This is a genomic window from Hydrosulfovibrio ferrireducens, assembly GCF_046883345.1.
GTDB classification, from domain to species: domain Bacteria; phylum Desulfobacterota; class Desulfobulbia; order Desulfobulbales; family Desulfurivibrionaceae; genus Thiovibrio; species Thiovibrio ferrireducens.
The window spans coordinates 30,476-48,397 of record NZ_JALKCW010000015.1 but is presented as its reverse complement, the minus strand read 5'-3'; the positions used below and the strand labels follow the sequence as shown (position 1 = coordinate 48,397).

At 60.3% G+C, this 17,922-nt stretch carries 10 protein-coding genes; 8 read left to right on the top strand and 2 right to left on the bottom strand.

The window, feature by feature from the left end; translation table 11 throughout:
- Positions 1–23: 23 nt before the first annotated feature.
- The 8 genes from MWR57_RS07320 to MWR57_RS07285 all read left to right on the top strand — a co-directional run bounded on the left by MWR57_RS07320 (position 24) and on the right by MWR57_RS07285 (position 8,130).
- Positions 24–461 carry a hypothetical protein gene (locus tag MWR57_RS07320; protein ID WP_423124147.1) on the top strand — a complete coding sequence of 146 codons (438 nt, stop codon included), beginning with the start codon at positions 24–26 and terminating at the stop codon, positions 459–461.
- A gap of 74 nt (positions 462–535) precedes the next feature.
- On the top strand, positions 536–883 hold the full coding sequence (locus MWR57_RS07315) for a hypothetical protein (RefSeq protein ID WP_423124146.1): 348 nt from the start codon (positions 536–538) through the stop codon (positions 881–883).
- Positions 884–956: 73 nt separating this feature from the next.
- On the top strand, positions 957–1,469 hold the full coding sequence (locus MWR57_RS07310) for an MgtC/SapB family protein (protein WP_423124145.1): 513 nt from the start codon (positions 957–959) through the stop codon (positions 1,467–1,469).
- A gap of 123 nt (positions 1,470–1,592) precedes the next feature.
- Positions 1,593–3,632, top strand: coding sequence for a formate dehydrogenase subunit alpha (gene fdhF, locus MWR57_RS07305; protein WP_423124144.1), 2,040 nt, complete (start codon positions 1,593–1,595; stop codon positions 3,630–3,632).
- 356 nt (positions 3,633–3,988) lie between these two features.
- On the top strand, positions 3,989–5,047 hold the full coding sequence (locus MWR57_RS07300; protein ID WP_423124143.1) for a 4Fe-4S dicluster domain-containing protein: 1,059 nt from the start codon (positions 3,989–3,991) through the stop codon (positions 5,045–5,047).
- A 26-nt stretch (positions 5,048–5,073) separates the two neighbouring features.
- A complete protein-coding gene (locus MWR57_RS07295) occupies positions 5,074–5,919 on the top strand; it encodes an FAD/NAD(P)-binding protein (protein WP_423124142.1) in 846 nt (281 codons plus the stop codon).
- A gap of 117 nt (positions 5,920–6,036) precedes the next feature.
- The gene (locus MWR57_RS07290; RefSeq protein WP_423124141.1) at positions 6,037–7,395 is read left to right on the top strand and encodes a B12-binding domain-containing radical SAM protein; all 1,359 of its coding nucleotides are present in this window, start codon (positions 6,037–6,039) and stop codon (positions 7,393–7,395) included.
- A gap of 54 nt (positions 7,396–7,449) precedes the next feature.
- Positions 7,450–8,130 (top strand): TetR/AcrR family transcriptional regulator, encoded by a 681-nt coding sequence (locus MWR57_RS07285; RefSeq protein WP_423124140.1) that lies wholly within the window; start codon positions 7,450–7,452, stop codon positions 8,128–8,130.
- An 86-nt stretch (positions 8,131–8,216) separates the two neighbouring features.
- On the opposite strand, the gene MWR57_RS07280 is transcribed toward MWR57_RS07285, so the two are convergent.
- Both MWR57_RS07280 and MWR57_RS07275 read right to left on the bottom strand, forming a co-directional pair.
- Positions 8,217–8,666, bottom strand: coding sequence for a hypothetical protein (locus MWR57_RS07280; protein WP_423124139.1), 450 nt, complete (start codon positions 8,664–8,666; stop codon positions 8,217–8,219).
- Between the two features lie 37 nt (positions 8,667–8,703).
- Positions 8,704–17,913: a glycoside hydrolase family 94 protein gene (locus tag MWR57_RS07275; RefSeq protein WP_423124138.1), complete on the bottom strand. Its 9,210-nt coding sequence runs from the start codon at positions 17,911–17,913 to the stop codon at positions 8,704–8,706.
- Positions 17,914–17,922 lie beyond the last annotated feature (9 nt).

Below are 17,922 nucleotides of genomic sequence, written 5' to 3'. Positions count from 1 at the left end.
GTGCTGTCGTGAAGGAATAAATCATGGAATTTTTCGAATACGCCAACATCCTGACCACCCAGGAAGAAATCAGAAACAAGGTCTCCATAGACACCCTGCCCTTCTTTTGCGAAGAGATTGATGATGTGGATGCAGCGGAGGAGTTAGGGAGGGTCATTTACTTCCGCCACTGGGGCCGTTTTCACCTCCGGCAGGAAGAGGTCATGGGCGGGGTGCGTTTTTCCGTGCCGGATTGCCCCAACGCCCTGGCCTGGACCGTGACCACCGGCTATCCCCCCTGCCCCGAGAAGATTGTTCTGCATGCCACCATCAACAGGCGTGACCACGATGCGGAATTCATTGACGCGACCAAGGCGCTCCTGGCCACCTTGAAAACCGGCCTGGAAGAAAATTTCAACAGCGAGCCTGCCAATGCGGAGCCCCGGCCTTTTCTGATGGCAGACTTGCGAGGCACCCCCTAAATCTCTTCTCCAGCCAGGCTCCCCATCGACGGAACCTCCAGCGAGGCGCCATGAAGCACAAACCGCGAAAGCCAATGGTTCCCCGCACTGCCCAGGAGACGACCCGTCAGGCCATTGTCGCGCTTCTCACCGAGGGGCCGGTCTCGGCCAAGGATATCTCCACCGCTGTCCACCTCCCGGAAAAAGAGGTCTCCTCCCATCTCGAACATATCCGCCGCAGCCTGCATGCCACAGGCGCGGTACTTGCGATAACCCCGGCTGAGTGCCGGGCCTGCGGGTTCGTTTTTGCCAAACGCGACCGGATGAGACGCCGCCGGGCAAATGCCCGGTCTGCCGCAGCGAGGCCATTGACGATCCGCTTTTCAGCATTCGGGGGGGGCAGGAGCATGAGCCTGATTGACACCTTGCGATTTCAGCAATAGATTGGCATAAGAATAATACTACTTTCCCCTGCGGGAAAACCTCACTGAAACAGTCCCAACGGAGCCTCTGCCCATGCCAGTGTTCGACCCCTACACCCCGATCTTCTGGCAGCGCATCGTCGTGGCCATTATCTGCGGCGGCATCATCGGCCTGGAGCGCCAGTTGCGCGGCAAACCGGCGGGTATCCGCACCAGCATCCTCATCTGCCTGGGCACCGAGGTTTTTGTCGCCCTGGGCGCTCTGCTCACCACGGATATTGCGGGCGCCGACCCCAGCAGGGTTGTGGGCCAGGTAGTCACCGGCATCGGCTTTCTCGGCGCGGGGGTGATCATGGCCAAGGAAGGATTGGTGCAGGGTGTCACCTCGGCGGCGGTGATCTGGATGCTCGCGGCCATCGGCTCGGCCATCGGCCTGGGCCATGAGCATGGCGGCGTGGTTTTGGCCGTGCTTACGGTGGGGGTGCTCACCGGGGTCGAGCTGCTGGAAACCAGCTTCCTTCTGTTGCGCGAAGGCGTGCATGCCCCGCATCTGTCTTTTCGGCGGCGGCGCGATGACGACACCCCCTCCCCGCGGGATCCGAGCTGACTCCCCCTGCGAGCGCTTCTCAACGATTATCCCTTTTGATCGAAGGCTATTTCTCTGCTACAATTGGGGCAGGCTGTCCGGACGCCTCCGTGTTCCGGCCTGCACCAAACAGGAGAAACGGTAATGCAAGATGTGCTGACCACCTGTGTTTACTGCGGCTGCGGCTGCGGTCTCTACCTGCATGTGGAAGACGGCCTGGTTTGCGGCAGCCAGCCCAGCCGGCATCACCCGGTTTCCCGGGACAATCTCTGCGTCAAGGGCTGGCACATCCATGAATCAATCAACCATCCCGACCGGCTCACCACCCCGCTGATCCGCAAGAACGGCGTGCTCGCCCCGGCAACTTGGGAAGAAGCCCTGGATTTCACTGCCCGGCAGCTCGGAAGCATCCGCGACCAGCACGGCGGCAAGAGGATCGGCGTGCTGGCCTCGGCCAAGTGCACCAACGAAGAAAACTACCTGCTGCAAAAATTCGCCCGCACCGCGCTTGCTACCAACAACGTGGACCACTGCGCCCGGCTCTGACACGCCCCCACCGTGGCAGGTCTTGCCACCACCTTCGGCAGCGGGGCCATGACCAACTCCATCAACGAGATCGAAAACGCGGAGGTGATCCTGGTTTCCGGCTCCAACACCACCGAGGCCCACCCCCAGGTGGCCCGGAGGATGCTGGCGGCGGTGGACCGGGGCGCAAGGCTGATCGTCATCGACCCGCGCCGCACCCGGCTGGCAGAATGTGCCCATCTCCACCTTGCCCTGCGCCCGGGCACCGACATTCCCCTGCTCAATGCCATGATGCGGGTGCTTTTGGACGAGGGGCTGGCAGACGACCTGTTCATCGAGATGCGCACCGAGAACTTCCTGGCCCTGCGCGACATGCTCAACCGCCTTGATCTTGAAGCAACCGCCGCGCTCACCGGCGTGGAGCTGCCCCTGATCCGCCAGGCCGCCCAGCTCTATGGCCGAGCCCGCAAGGCGGTGATCTGCTACTGCCTGGGCGTCACCCAGCACGTCTGCGGCACCGAGAACGTGCAGTCCATCGCCAACCTGGCCATGCTGGCGGGCCACATCGAAAAGGAAGACACCGGGGTCGATCCGCTCCGGGGCCAGAACAACGTGCAGGGCGCCTGCGACATGGGGGCGCTGCCCAACATGCTGCCCAGCTATCAGGGGGTGGCCAACGAGGATTTCCGGGAGAAGTTCGAGCGGGCCTGGGGAACTTCCCTGCCCGAGGCCCCGGGCCTGACCCTGGTGGAGATGACCCACGGCGGCGCGCAAGGGTCGATCCGGGGCATGTTCATCATGGGCGAAAATCCCATGCTCAGCGACCCCACCCTGACCAAGGTGGAGGAAACCCTGCGCACCCTGGATTTCTTGGCGGTGAGCGATATCTTCCTCACCGAGACGGCGCAACTCGCCCAGGTGGTCTTCCCGGCCGCCTGCTTTGCCGAGAAAACCGGCAGCTTCACCAACTCGGAACGCAGGGTGCAGATGGTGCGCCAGGCAGTGCCGCCGCCGGGCGAGTGCCGGGCCGACAGCGAGATCATCATGGCGCTCTCCGGCCGCTTGGGCTATCCAATGGAATATGAGACAAGCGCGGAGGTAATGGAGGAGATCGCCCTGCTCTCCCCCATCTACGGCGGCATGTACCACGACCGGCTGGAGCGGGGCTGGGGGTTGCAATGGCCCTGCTGGGACCGCGACCATCCGGGCACTCCTTTTTTGCACAAGTACTACTTTACCCGGGGACGGGGCCACTTCATGCCTGCCAGCCACACCCCGCCCGGAGAGTTGCCCGACCCGGAATATCCCTTGCTGTTGATGACCGGCCGCATGTATCACCAGTACCACACCGGCACCATGACCCGCAAAAGCGAACGGCTGAGCCGGGAATGCGATCACGCGGTGCTCCAGATCAACCCGGAGGATGCCAAGGCCCTTGGCCTGCGCCAGGGCGAAACGGTGCGGCTGCTCTCCCGGCGGGGCGAGATCACCCTGGCCGCGTCCATCACCGGCCAGGTGGCCTGCGGCATGGTCTACACCACCTTCCATTTCCACGAGGCGCCCATCAACCAGCTCACCAACGATGCCTTTGACACCGGCTCGCGCTGCCCGGAGTACAAGGTGTGCGCGGTGCGGGTGGAGAAAATGGTGGACTCGTAACAATTCAGAATTTGCTTCAAACAGGTGCTTCGACAAGCTCAGCACGAACGGAATACCAATACATTATCTGATTAGCGCTAATCTCCCGCAGACGTAATTTGTACATACGGAGAGCCATGCGAAATCTCCCTCTCCCCCGCTTCAGTCGGGGAGAGGGCCGGGGTGAGGGGGTAAACGGTGGCTTTCCACCCTCTCCCTAACCCTCTCCCTCAAGGGCGAGGGAATTTACGGAAGATTAGCGCTAATCAGGAGACGTTAAGACAATGTCCGTTCGCCCTGAGCCTGTCGAAGGGCTGTTGTTGCGATGCCAACAAAAAATCAGCCCCGTAACACAGAGAAGAGAAAAGGGATTACCCATGGTCCACACAGCCGCCACCGACAGCCACCTTCTCAAAAAAGACCACCTCAAGGGGTTCCTGCGCAAGCTGGCCAAGGAGTACCGCTTGGTGGCGCCGGTGCGCAACCGTCATGGCGACGTGCTGTTCACCGTGATCGACGACCTGGACGCGGCGGAGATCGAGCTGAGCGAACCGCCGCAGAACTCGCTCAAGCAATTCTTCCTGCCCCAGCAGGAGCAACTCTCCACCTATACCGTTACTCCGGAAGGGTACGATTTCCACCCGGTTCAGGCAACCATTCCGCCCACCATCTACTTTGGCGTGCATCCCTGCGACCTTTCCGCGGTGCTCTACATGGATGTGGTGTTCTCCCGCCGCCAGCGCGACCCCTTCTACCTGCGCCGCCGCCACGGCTCGGTGCTGATCGGGGTCAACTGCAACTCCCCTTCCCCGAACTGCTTCTGCAACGCCACCGGTTCCGGCCCTTTTCTGGAGATGGGCAGCGACCTGCAGCTCACCGACCTGGGCGACCGCTTCCTGGTGGAAACCGGTCGGGCTCCTGGCCAGGCCCTGATCGAGCGCTGGCAGGGGTTTTTCTCCCCCTCCGCAGACAAAGACCGCGCCGCCCATTACCAGGCTTTTCTCGAAGCGCGCGGCCGCTTCAGCCGCCAAGTGCATGTGGAACAGGCCATCCGGCAACTGGAAGCGGACACGGTGGAAGAGAAGATCTGGCAAGAATTGTCCCTGCGCTGCCAGGATTGCGGCGGCTGCGCCTACCTCTGCCCCACCTGCACCTGCTTCACCATCAGCGACCAGCCGCTCGATGCGGCCAGCGGCCAGCGGTTGCGAAGCTGGGACGCCTGCACCTTTGCCGGCTTCACCTCCATGGCCGGTGACCACAACCCGGTGCAAGCCAAAACCGCGGCCATCCGCCAGCGTTTCACCCACAAGCTCCGCGACGACGTGCGCCTCAACGGCCGGCCAAGCTGCGTGGGGTGCGGCCGCTGCGTGTCCATCTGCTTCGGCGGCACCGACATCGTCCGCTTTGTGGAGCGCGTCTGCCAGGGCAGCCTGTAACCATCAACCCAAACCGGAACCACGCCATGCCGCAGCCCATTGCCGATATCTACCTGCCCAGGCAGGCCAGGGTGGAACAGATCGAGATCGAGAACTCCCAGATCGCCACCTTTGTCCTGGCCTTCAGCGACCGCCGGTACAACGACGCCTTCCGCTACCAGCCCGGCCAGTTCATGCTGGTCTCCATGCCCCATTGCGGGGAGGCGCCCATCTCGATCTCCTCCACCCCCACCCGGCCGGGGAATATCCACCTCAGCGTCAGAAAGGCGGGAAAGCTCACCACAGCCATGCACGGGTTGCGGGTCGGCGACACCATCGGGTTGCGCGGCCCCTACGGACGGCCATTTCCCATGGAACAGCTTGCAGGGAGGGATCTCCTTTTTGTGGCAGGCGGTATCGGCTTGGCGCCCTTGCGGGCGGTGGTCAACTCCTGCCTTGACCAGCCGGACCGTTTCGGCGCGCTCACCGTGCTTTACGGCAGCCGCACCCCCTCGGACATCGCCTTTCAGCCCGATCTTGCCCAGTGGCACAATCAGGGGGTGGATTGCCGCCTCACCGTGGATGCGGCCGAACCCGGATGGGACGGATCGGTGGGGCTGGTCACTGCTTTATTGGATGATCTCGCCCTCAAGCTGGACAAAAGCACGGCCCTGATCTGCGGCCCGCCTCTGATGTTTCGGGCGGTGCTTGGCAAACTGACCAACATGGGCTTTAGCGACCATCAGGTGCTCACCACCATGGAGCGCCACATGAAATGCGGGGTGGGCATCTGCCGTCACTGCCACATGGACGGCAAGCTGGCCTGCGTGGACGGCCCGGTCTTCAGCCTGGCGGAACTGCGGAAGTTGAAAATTATGGAGCTGGATGGCTGAAAACGTACGCCATTATCCTGAATGCGCCAACCGCTTTTGCGTGCCCAATATTTCTCTTGCCGCATTAGAGTATTTATTCTAACATAGAACAAATACTCTAACGTCAGGAGAACCCCCATGAAAGTACTGCTCATCCAGCCTCCCAGCCACAACCCTCTTATTGATCAGTTTTTCTTGTTTGAACCGTTGGCCTTGGAATATCTCGGAGCCGGCCTCACGCTGGACAATCACACGGTGGAACTTCTTGATGCCAGGCTGGAACCGGATATCGAGGGGGCTTGCCGCAGGTTTCAACCGGAGATGGTGGGCCTTACCGGTTTCACCAGCCACGTCAACATCATCAAGGACATTGCGACCCGCCTCAAGGCCATTTTCCCGGAACTCTTCGTTGTGGTGGGAGGGCATCATGCCACAGTGCAGCCGGAAGATTTCAACGAACCTAATATTGATCTTGTGGTCATCGGCGAAGGGGTGTTTACCCTGCGCGAGATCGCTGCGGCCTTGCAGGCTGGAACACGCCTCGCGGAGATCGCAGGGATCGCGGTTCCGTGTTCCGAAGGCATGGTGTTCAGCACGCCGCGGCCCTACACGGATCTGAACGACCTCCCTTTTCCCGACCGGACGCTGACCGCCCGCCACCGGAAGCATTATTTCAGCGAATGGTTCAAACCCCTGGCCTCGGTGCGCACCTCGCTGGGCTGCACGGCCCGGTGCAACTTCTGCGCCCTCTGGTCCATCACCGGCGGCAAATACCTGCGCCGCGACCCGGAGGCAGTGGTGGCTGAACTCAAGACCATTGCCGAGCCGAATGTTTTTTTCTGCGATGACGAATCCATGTGCGATGCCAAACGCATGGACCGGCTGGCCGACCTGATTGACGAAGCGGGAATACGAAAGAACTACTTTCTCTACGGACGGGTGGATACCATCATCAAGTACCCGGAGTTGTTTGCCAAGTGGAAAAAAATCGGCCTGGCCCAGGTATTCGTGGGCATGGAGGATTTCTCCGACCAACGGCTCAAAACCATGAACAAAGGAATAACCACGGCGCAGCAAGAACAGGCCGTGACAATCCTTGACGGCCTGGGGATCATGATGTACGCCTCGTACATGGTCAATCCGGACTACAGCCGTGAGGATTTTCGCGATTTGCTGGCCTATGTGCGACGCCTGAAGCACAAGTACGCCACCTTCACCGTAATGACCCCGCTTCCCGGCACCAAACTGTATGCCGAACGCTATGAAGAGATCAGCAGCCACAAACCGGAACTCTACGACATGGTCCATGCCCTTCTCCCAACCACCCTGCCCCTGGCGGAGTTTCATCAGGAGATGGCCAACCTCTGGGCCAAGGCAGTGCCGTTTTACAGGATAATCCCCACCCTGGCCCGCTTCGGTTTGCAAGGCATGCTCCAGCGGATACGGTTGTTCGGCACCGTTCTCAAAAAGATTCGCCTGGCCCATTTGGATTATTGAAGCAGGAGGCTTTACAATGGCCATCACGAACGCTTTCTGGTACCATGCCACACCATGAAAACCCGTGACAAAATCATCGAGACAGCCATCCAGCTCTTTAATGAGCAGGGCACCAAAGGGGTGACCACCAACCATATTGCCGCGGCCGTCGGCATCAGCCCCGGCAATCTCTACTATCATTTCCGCAACAAGGAAGACATCATCCGCGCCATCTTCGAGCAGATGGACGCCTACGGCCTGGAACAGTACCAACTGGTCCTGGACACCTTTCAGCCCGGCACCCTGGAAACCATGGAACAGACCTTTGCCATGATCCAGGCGTACAACTGGCGCTATCGATTTTTCAAGCGTGAGCTGACCGCGCTGATCATGAACGATCCGCTCCTCAAGGAGCGTTTTCTCCACACCCACCGCACCATGCTCACCGTTGTCCGGCAATCCAACGACTGTTCCGTTGCCAGCGGAACCTTAAAGCCCATGCCCGAAAAGGAGATGGCCCTCTTTAGCGAAGAGATCTGGCTGGTGGCCCTTTTCTGGCTCAACTACCTGGAGGTGGGAGGAGAAGAGGTCAATGACGAGACGCTCCGACGGGGCATTGACCTGCTTAGAAACATGGTCAGACCGCACCTCACAAAGAAAGCCTTGGCAGAACTGGCACAACGGGAAGGGACACCCTTGCCGGAAACCAAGCACAAGCCGTCCTTCCTTCCCGGTTTTCTCCGCCCGCCATCATAAAAAAAGGAGGTGCGAACAACTATCGCACCTCCCGTTACCATCTCTTCTTCCGTACTGTTTACAGCGTTTACTTCTTGGTTGCTGCCTTAGCGGCCACGGTCATGATCATTGCCCTTGCCATGCCCCTTGCCGTTTTTCTTTTGCTTCCCATGGTCATCATCCCTGTCATTGTCACGATGGCCATCCTTGCGGTCACGGTGTTTTTCCTGATACCGCGGAACATATTCGCGTTCGTACCAGTCGTCTTGCACAAAAAAGACGCGCTCGCCGCAGGCATTGTATTCGCGGCAGTGCTTTTTCCAATTTTTGGCATGTCCCGGCGGGACGCGCAGATAGACCGGGGGCCGGACAACCTGGACCCGTTCAACGATTATCGGCTGACGGTAGAGTACCCGTGGCTGCGGGTAGTCGCCGATATCAATATGGCCATAGAAACCGGGTTGGCCAATGCTGACCGAGACGCCGACGTCGGCAGCCAATGCAGGGGTGGTAACGGCGGCCGCGGCCACCGCTATTGCGAGCAAAAAACGTTTCATGTTCAATCTCCTATTGTTAAGGCTTTAATGAAATTACTTATACCATAAACGGATGTGCTTGTGCATTTTCATTCGGCTTTTGCCCATCCCCCATCCTGACCACAACCCGATGTTTCACCAGCTCCCGTTCAAGGGAAATCACGCCACCGGGCACGCGCTGGCCGTCCATCTCCATCCAGGCGACACCGCACTCACAGCCAAGCGGATTTTCCACCTGGATGTCGTAGATCGTCTCCCCATGCCGGTAGCGGAGGCTGAAACCCGGCCACGTCGCGGGTATAACCGGATTCACCCGCATCTCTTTGCCCCGCACCTGTAAGCCCAAAACCTCTTCCACCCAGGCCCGGTACATCCACGCCGCCGCCCCGGTATACCAGGACCAGCCCCCCTGCCCTATCCTTCCCGGAAGCCGGTAGACGTCGGCCGCCACCACGTAAGGCTCAACCCCGTAATGCCAGACCGATTCCGCATCGCGGGCGTGCTCAATGGGATTGAGCATGCGCAGCATCCGCACCGCCCGCTCGCCATCTCCTTTGCGGGCCATGGCCATGGCCATCCAGAGGGCGGCGTGCGTATACTGCCCGCCATTTTCCCGCACTCCGGGGGGGTAGCTCTGTATATACCCGGGCGAGGGTTCGGATCTGTCAAAGGGGGGTGTAAAAAGCAGCACCAGTCCTTCATCCTGGCGGACAAGATGCTGCCAGGCCGATTCCAGCCCCTGTTCGGCCCGCGCAGGCTCCGCAGCGCCGGAAAGCCAGGCCCACGATTGGGGCAGGGAATCGATCCTCGCCTCCGTGTTTTCCGCGGAGCCAAGAAGGGAACCATTGTCGAAAGTTCCCCGCAGATACCACTCCCCGTCCCAGCCGGCCTGCTCCACCCTCTGGATCAGATCCTGCCTCTCTTTTTGGTAGGTTCGTCCCAGTTCCGGTTTTTGCAGCAGGTTGGACATTTCGACCATCCCCTGCAGCAGCTCGCAGAGGAACCAGGCAAGCCAGACGCTCTCCCCCTTGCCCCCGGCGCCCACCAGGTTCATGCCGTCGTTCCAATCCCCGGTTCCCATCAGGGGAAGGCCGTGGGGTCCGATGGTCAGGCCGCGGCTGACCGCACGGCGGCAGTGTTCGAAGAGGGTGGCGCGCTCCAAGGTGACCTCCGGGGTGGAGAATACCTCGTACTGATCGTCGGTCAGCGTGGGCGCATTGAGAAAGGAGACCTCCTCCTTGAGGATATCCGCATCGCCGGTGGTCCGGACATACTGCGCCACCACATACGGAAGCCAGAGCAGATCGTCGGAAATGCGCGAGCGGATTCCGGCCCCGGCAGGTTCATGCCACCAATGCTGGACATCCCCTTCCTTGAACTGCCGGCTGGCGGCCAACAGGATCTGGGCGCGGGCAAGCTCCGGCTTAACGTAGAGAAAGGCCATGACATCCTGCAACTGATCGCGAAAACCAAAAGCGCCGCCGGACTGGTAAAAAGCGGAACGTGCCCAGAGACGGCAGCTTAAAGACTGATACTGCAGCCAGCGGTTGATCAGCAGATCAGCGGCCAATTCCGGGGTATGCACTTCAACGGTGCCGAGCAGTTCATCCCACCAAGACTGGGTTTGTTCGAGCGCCTCCTCCAAGGCATTCTCCTCCTGAAAACGGAGTATCAATTGCCGGGCGTGGTTCAGGGACTCGGCTTGGCCGAGCATGCAGGTGATCTCACGCTGCTCGCCCGGCGACAATTCCAGTCCAACCCGGAGCACCGCGCAGGGGTCCAGCCCCGCGCCGGTCCGTTGTGAGAGCGTGGCCAGTTCCATGGCTGCCGGATTGGCCAAGGTGCGGTTGCGGCCGATGAAAGCGGTGCGGTCGCCGCCGTAGGAGTCGGCCTGGGGAGTTACGGCCACGAAGGCGACCCGCTCCGGGTACTCTGGGTGGTAGCGATTTTGCGCCAGCACGGCCTGGGCTTCGTCATCCCAGTTGGTCATCACATGCATCTGGGAGGTTTCGCGGTTCTCGCCCAGGGTTAATTCCACATAGTAGGTCAGCGAAAGTCTGCGCCTTCTGGAGGAAGCATTGGTGAGCCGCAACCGTTGCAATTTGATCGGCATTCCCCCGCTCTCGTCCACGGGGACAAAGACGGTCAGCTCCTGCTCGATCCCGTTGCTGTTATGTTCGAAAACCGTATACCCCGCCCCATGCCGGGCCCGGTAGGCGGTTGCTTCCCGGATCGGCGCGGCGGTGGGCGACCAGAATACGCCGCTTTCCTCGTCGCGGATGTACATGGCCTCCGAGGGTGGGTCCAGCACCGGGTCGTTGGACCAGCCGGTCAGACGATTGCGCTGGCTGTTGCCGCACCAGGTGAAGCCGGAGCCGGTTTCGCTGACCATGGTCCCGAAGGTTGGATTGGCGATAATGTTCACCCACGGGGCCGGGGTGTTGGTGTTGGGGCCGAGATAGATCGCGTATTCACGGCCGTCCGGGGTAAAGCCCCCCAGGCTGTTGAAATAATGCAGCTCCATGAAGGGCAGCGGCGCCGAGGGCTCCCGGACCGCTCGCTTCCAGGCCAGCATTTCCAGCCGTTCGGGAACTTCAGTCGACACTGCCAATTGCTGGGGAAGCGTGCCGCGGGCCGCCACCAGCATGACGCTGGCCACGCACTTGAGGAGCTTGAGATCTTCCTCGGGAATAAGCGCCGCATTGCGCAGGAAGATCGCGCCCGGCTGGTCCGTCCCGTTCATCAGGGAATGGGCCTGAATCAACCGTTCCAAGCGTTCCTGAAGCGGACGCTCATAACTGCCGGGTTCCTCGTTAAGGATCACCAGATCGGTGGACAGGCCGTGCATCCGCCAATAGGTGTAGGCCTGGAGCATCTGCCGGGCCAGATTGATATCCCGCGCCTCCCCAATAGTAACCAGGGCTATGGGCAGGTCGCCCGAGATGCCGTAGGGCCACAATCCGGCTTGCCCCTTGCGATTCTCGGCGAGTTGCTCTTCGGCCGCACGCAAGAGAGGGTTGGGAAACAGCAGGTGACTTGCCAGTTGCTGGAAGCGGCGCGCTTCATCCGGTTGAATGTGCAGCATCTGCAACTGCTGCTGGGTCGAGACCCAGGCAAAATCCATGGCCCGGTTGATCTCCTGAGGCTCAGAGTATTTATCCATCAACAGCAAAACTTTTTCACGGCTTGAACCGGCGGCGAGCACCAGAGAAACCTGGGTGTGCTGGCCCGGCTGCAAGGTGATGCTCCGCCGCAGGCTCAAGCTCGGGTCAAGGACAAATCCCTGGCTGTTGCCAAGCTCTTGCGTGGCCCCCATGGGTTTGGCCAGGGGATGGCCACGCCCGATGAACCGTTTCCGGTCGGTTTCAAACTGCCAATCTTTTTCAAGCGGGCTGTCAACCCCTGCCGGCTCATAGGTCAAACGATGCGCCACAAACAGAGGCAGTTCGTTCTCGCTGCGTGACCGCCGGCAGGCAAGGAGAACGTGTTGCTCGGGGAGCGCTTCGGTCTGGATGAACAGCTTGTTAAAGGCAGGGTGCTGGCGATCCGCCCGGTGGGGGGCCATGGAGAGCTCAACATAGCTGGTAAGGTTAAGAATGCGGACGCGGGTTGTCCTGTTAATCAGGGTAATCCTGCGAATCTCCACGTCATCTTCCGGCGAGACGATCACCTCTGTTTCGGTATGCAGCCCGTTATCGTCACGCCGGAACACGGCACGGTCGGGAGCAAAATTGACCGAATACCCTTCCAGCTTCCCATCGGCAGGGTGATAGGTGCTGGACCAGACCCGATCCGAATCGGGCTCATGCAGGAAACAAAAGGTTCCCATTGCATCACAGGTCCGATCCGACCGCCAGCGGGTGAGTTCCTGGCCGCTCCACTGACTGTAGCCGCCTCCGCTGTTGGTGACCATCACGCCATAGCGGCCGTTGCTGAGCAGCAGGCTGTGGGGAATGGCGGTATGGGGCGTGGTATAGATGCTTTCCGCCGGAGCAATCTGGTCTACGCCCAGCAAGGTGGGCTCATTCTCCCGCGTCGAGGTCAGGTGCAGCGTAGGCAGGGTCGGGATGCGTTCCTGAAGGAGCGCCTCAAAGGCACGGACCCGTGGATCGCTGTGAAAACGGCGCGGGAACGGGTTGCCATGCAGAAAGTTGGTCAAGGCCAGAAACGCCATGCCCTGATGATGGGCCATATACGCCTTGATTATCACCCCGCGCTTGCCCACCCGCTGCTTTTGCCGGCTGAAATCCATGGCCTCGTAATATCCATAATCACCAAGCAGCCCCAACCCGGCCAGTTGCTTTAGATTCCGCACGGTTTCAATGGGCGCAAGACTCAGGGCCAGCAAGGTGGCATAGGGAGCGATGACCAGCTCTTCCTCCAGGCCGCGTTTCAAGCCGAGCAGCGGAACGCCGAACGCCTTGTACTGATAGGTTTTGTTGAGGTCCATATTGCCGAAGGCGGATTCGGAAATACCCCAAGGCACGCGCCGCTTGCGGCCATAGGTGATCTGGACCTGCACCGCTTCCCGGGCGGCCTTGTCCAAAAGCGAGTTGCCGTAGGTGTACTGGAACAAGAGCGGCATCAGGTATTCGAACATGGTTCCGGTCCAACTGAGCAGCACCCGCTGCCGACCAATGGCCCCATACAGTCGGCTCATGGAAAACCAATGTTCCAGGGGAATATCGCCCCGGGCAATGGCAACGAAACTCCCGAACCGCGCCTCGCTGGCCAGAAGATCGTAACGGGAAACGTCCAAAACGTCGGTGGAAACATTAAATCCGATGGCAAACAGCTTGCTTTCCCTGTCATAGAGAAATCGCATGTCCAGCGCCGCGGACAAGGCACGAACATCCTCACCGAGCCGGGTCGCCATTCCCAGGGTTTCCCCGGCCAGCCACTGCGAGGTAGCGAATGCCTTGATAACCCGGTCGAGCCAAGGGGTGAGGTGGGCGCTTGCCTGGAGAGATTCCTCGCGGATCACGCGAAGAATCGTGATCGAGCCGATCCGGTCATGGGCAATATCGTGCAGCGAGGGCGCCTGTACAAGATCATGCCGGATGGCGAGCAGAGCCACCGAACCCAGCGGGGCCAGCTCCTCCGCGGTTTTTTCCGCGAGAATCTCGATCCAGGTGAGATAGCGGTCGCTGTTTTGCGCCCAGGCCGTGGCCTGTTGTTCCAGTTCCGCACCCCATGGCGCCGCCCCCGAGGCAACGATCATCGCCCTGACATTGACCTCTGTCCGCCGTTGCAGACGGAGGAGATCCACGATGCCAAAGGGCGGAGCATTCCATTCAGCCAGAAGTTGGTCGAGTGTCTGCCGATACAAACCGGCATCTTCTTCCAAGGCTGCGTCCTGCTTCAGAATTTCCCCGGTATCGGCCAGACCGGCAAACGCCTTGCCAGCCAAAAGCGGACCATGCACCAACTCGTCAAGCCCCTGCCCCAAAGCCCACAAGGCGCCCAACAGATTGCCGCTGTCCACCGTGGAGACGTAGCGGGGTTCGAGCGGCACCAGGGTCTGGATATCGTACCAATTCAGAAGATGCCCTTGGTGGCGCTCCAGACGGCCAATGGTTGCCATGGTATTGGCAAGCTTTTCCACGACCTGGTTCATGGTCAAATAGCCGGAATCATGGGCTCCCAAAGCACTGGTCAGCCAGAGGCCGATGTTGGTCGGGCTGGTTCGCATGGCCAGACTGTTCTGATGGGCAACCTGGTAGTTATCCGGGGGCAACCAGGAAGTTTCGGCGTTGACATAGGATGAGAAATAGCGCCAAGTCCGCCGGGCAACCTGCCGGAGGAAACGGCGGTCCGTCTCGGGTAACGGTTTTTCCCGGCGCTGTTCGATGGGGCGCAGATTGAGAAGCCAGCCGAACAACGGGGAGAAAAACCACAACACGAGCCAGGGCGCGGCAACAGGCAGGCTGGCCGGCATGACAAGCCAGATCGCCGCACCCACGATCATACTGAAGAGGCTCCCCAGAGCCAGGTGCGCGAGAAAGAGCGGTTGGTGACGGGAGGCGCGCCAATGGGTTGATTGGGCAGTCCACTCCAATAAGTTGCGTTGCGAGATCAGGCGGCGGTAGCAGACCTTGACGATGGCATCCAGGGCCACCGCTGCCTGGTGCGGCAACAGCGCCCCATCGATAACGGCCCGCAGCAGGTCGTGCAAGAGTTTGGTCGGGGAGAAGTACATCAATCCCTTGTGGGTGGTAGCCATGGTGAAGGGCTGCGCCAAGGGGTGAAAGAGCAGTTGCATGCCGACCACCAGCGTGGCGATTCCACCGATCTTCGGGGAGATACACCAGGAGGCGGTCAACAGGAGCAGGCTCGTGATCGGCAGGAGGCTCCGGCGCAAATTGTCGAGGATCTTCCAACGGTTCAAGGGGGAAAGCGGGTTCGGTCCCTGTCCGCCCGAAGCCTGGGGAACATGCGAAAAAATCCACCCCGCTATCTGCCAATCCCCACGAATCCAGCGATGGGCCCGACTGCTGTAGCTCTGATACCCTTGCGGAAAATCATCAAAAAGCTCAATATCGCTGGCCAGACCAACGCGGACATACGCCCCTTCGAGCAGGTCATGGCTCAGCACCCACTCTTCAGGGAAGCGGCCGGAGAGTACCCGGCTGAAGGCGCGGACATCGTAGATCCCCTTGCCGTGATACGATCCTTCCCCGCTTAAGTCCTGATAGACATCGGAAATCGCCTGGGTATAGGGGTCGATCCCCACTGCATCGCTGAAAAGCCGGCTGAAGACCGAGGCGCTCGTGCTCGGTAAGGTCGGGCTCACCCGCGGCTGGATGATGGTATAGCCGTCCATGATCCTGCCTGCGGCATCGAAGCGGGGCTGATTGAGGGGGTGCGCCAGGGTCTCGACCAGTCTGCGGGCCGAGGCGTGCGGCAACTGGGTGTCGCTGTCCAGGGTAATGATGAAGCGGATATCCGCCAATTGCTCCGGGTCGCCCACATATACCAAAGCAGGCGCATTTTCCGGCCGCGTCCCGTCGATCAGGCAATTCAGTTCCTCAAGCTTGCCCCGTTTGCGCTCCCAGCCGATGAATTTCTGCTCGGATTCGCTCCAGGTGCGTTCCCGATGGAAGAGGAAAAAACGCTCGCCGCCATGGCGTGTATTGAGCTCTGTCAGGCATGCTCGCGCGATTTCGAGCAGCCCGTTGTCCTCTTCACGGGAAAACGTGGCGGAATCGGTGTAGTCCGAGAACAGGCTGAAGAAGAGATTTGCTTCCTTGTTGGCCAGGTAGCGAATCTCCAGCTTTTCCACTTCGTCTTGGATCGTCTCCGCATTCACCAGCATCATCGGCACGACCACCAAGGTGCGGTAGGCATCCGGAATTCCAGACTTCTCAAAATCCATCTTGGGCAAAGGCCGGGGCGGCAAAAATCGCGTGATCAGGTAATTGACCACCTCGATGGCCAACTGGCTGACCGGAATCAGCAGGAGCAGGACCAGCCCAACCCGGATGGGCAGCGATGGCCCAGTCTGGCCGAAGCCGGGGAGCAAGCCAAAAACAACGATCAGAAAAACAAACAGCGCGGAGAAGCCGCCGATGCCGAAGGCGTAAAGAGCGGGGTGATGGCAATAGATCCATTCCAACATGCGGTAATGGAACTTTTCACGGCAACCCAACAACTGGGCCAGTTCAGCCCGCCCCTTGCCGATTAGCCAGGTGGTGACGCAGCCGCGTTGTGCATCGTCTGTTGCTTCATGCCCTGCCTGGGTTGCCAGCGTGATGACACGCTCGGCAACCTGTTGTTCAGTCTGGCCGGCAGCGCGGGCAAGGTCTTCGATCGCCCGGCGGCAACGGTCGCGGGTTGCGAAATCCATTGCAAGATAGATTCCGGACGGATCGCGGCGCAACACCTGCTCCACCCGGCTGAGCTGCTCGAAGATCTCCCGCCAATCAAGCAGGGCAAGCTGGCGCAAACTGGTGAAGGCATTGCCGCTGGCCAACTGCTCCCTGGTCTGCCGGTTCTGCTCACGCAGATTGAGGTCGTGCAGCGAGGTTTTCAGCGTACGCTCAAGCCAGTTTTTGACCGGCGCCAAGGCAGCAGCCTCGTCGTACAGCAACCCCACCAACTGCGTCGCGAAATACGGGCTGGGAACCACCTCCGAGGCAGCAAGTTCCTCAAGAATTGCAAAGAGGTGGCTGGCATCGCGGCGATTGGCGGCGAACAATCGATTCGCCCAAAAGTCCGCCAACTGCCGCTCACGCAGATTGGTCAGGGCGGTGACGGCCAGGTTCTGGATGCTCTCAATCAGCGCGATGCGCAGCATTTGCGGGGTCGCCCAGAGCTCGCCAATGGTCAGCGTGCGCACGGATTGGTGGGCCTCGATAAACGCCAGGATATTCTCCCGGTCAAGACGCAGCTCCGTGTGAGCAACAAGGTTCTTGGCCATACCATAGACGCACGGCAAACCGCGAAAAGGGTCAGAGGCCAGGGTGGGCAATTGCTGGTAAAAACGCCGGGGAAGGTTCCGTAATACATCGCGGGTATTTCCTTCCAGAATGTACTCGTTATCAAGAATCCAATCGGCCGCCGGCGTGGCTTTTTGTTCCAAGCGGCTCGCCGCGGCAAGGTCCGTACAGACCTGCCGAACCCATTGACGGGAATGCTTGAGACGCTTGAGCAGCTCAAAACTGCGATGCGGCTTCAGGTCCACCTGCTGCTCCCTGGCATGGCGTTGCGCATGCTCCAAAACCTGGGCAGGGGAAAGCTTTACCTTGATGCTCCGCGCTTCAGCCCGCCGCTCGCACTTGCGATGCATGACGAACAGCGTCGGAGGGATATCGCCGATTTCCCTCAGCAGTACCACCGGGCGCTGTAAAGATTCGACAGGCGCTTGGAGAATCAGCACCGATTCCCCGGAGACAAGCCAACGGGCGTGGTCACGTATGATCCCTGACTCGACCCCATACCTGGAGCGTCGTAGCCATAATAGCGCTGCCATGGCGCCGATTGTGGCCGTTGCCATGAACAGAGTCAGCGTAAAAAGGGCTCCGCGCGGAAGCAAGCCCAACCCTGCCAGAACGAAAAAAGCAACTCCGGCGATCCCGCCGGAAAAAATGGCAGCCAGGGCCACGCCGTAGGTACGACGCCAGAGAAAGGTATCCCTTATGTGAACTTCTCCGTTCGTCCTCTTGTGCACCAAGGCGGTGCGGTGGAAGTTCCGCCTCGCCAGTTCCCCAAGGGCCTTGCGCGCATCATCATGTTTTGCGAAATAACCAATTAGAATGCCGACGCCCACTATGTATCC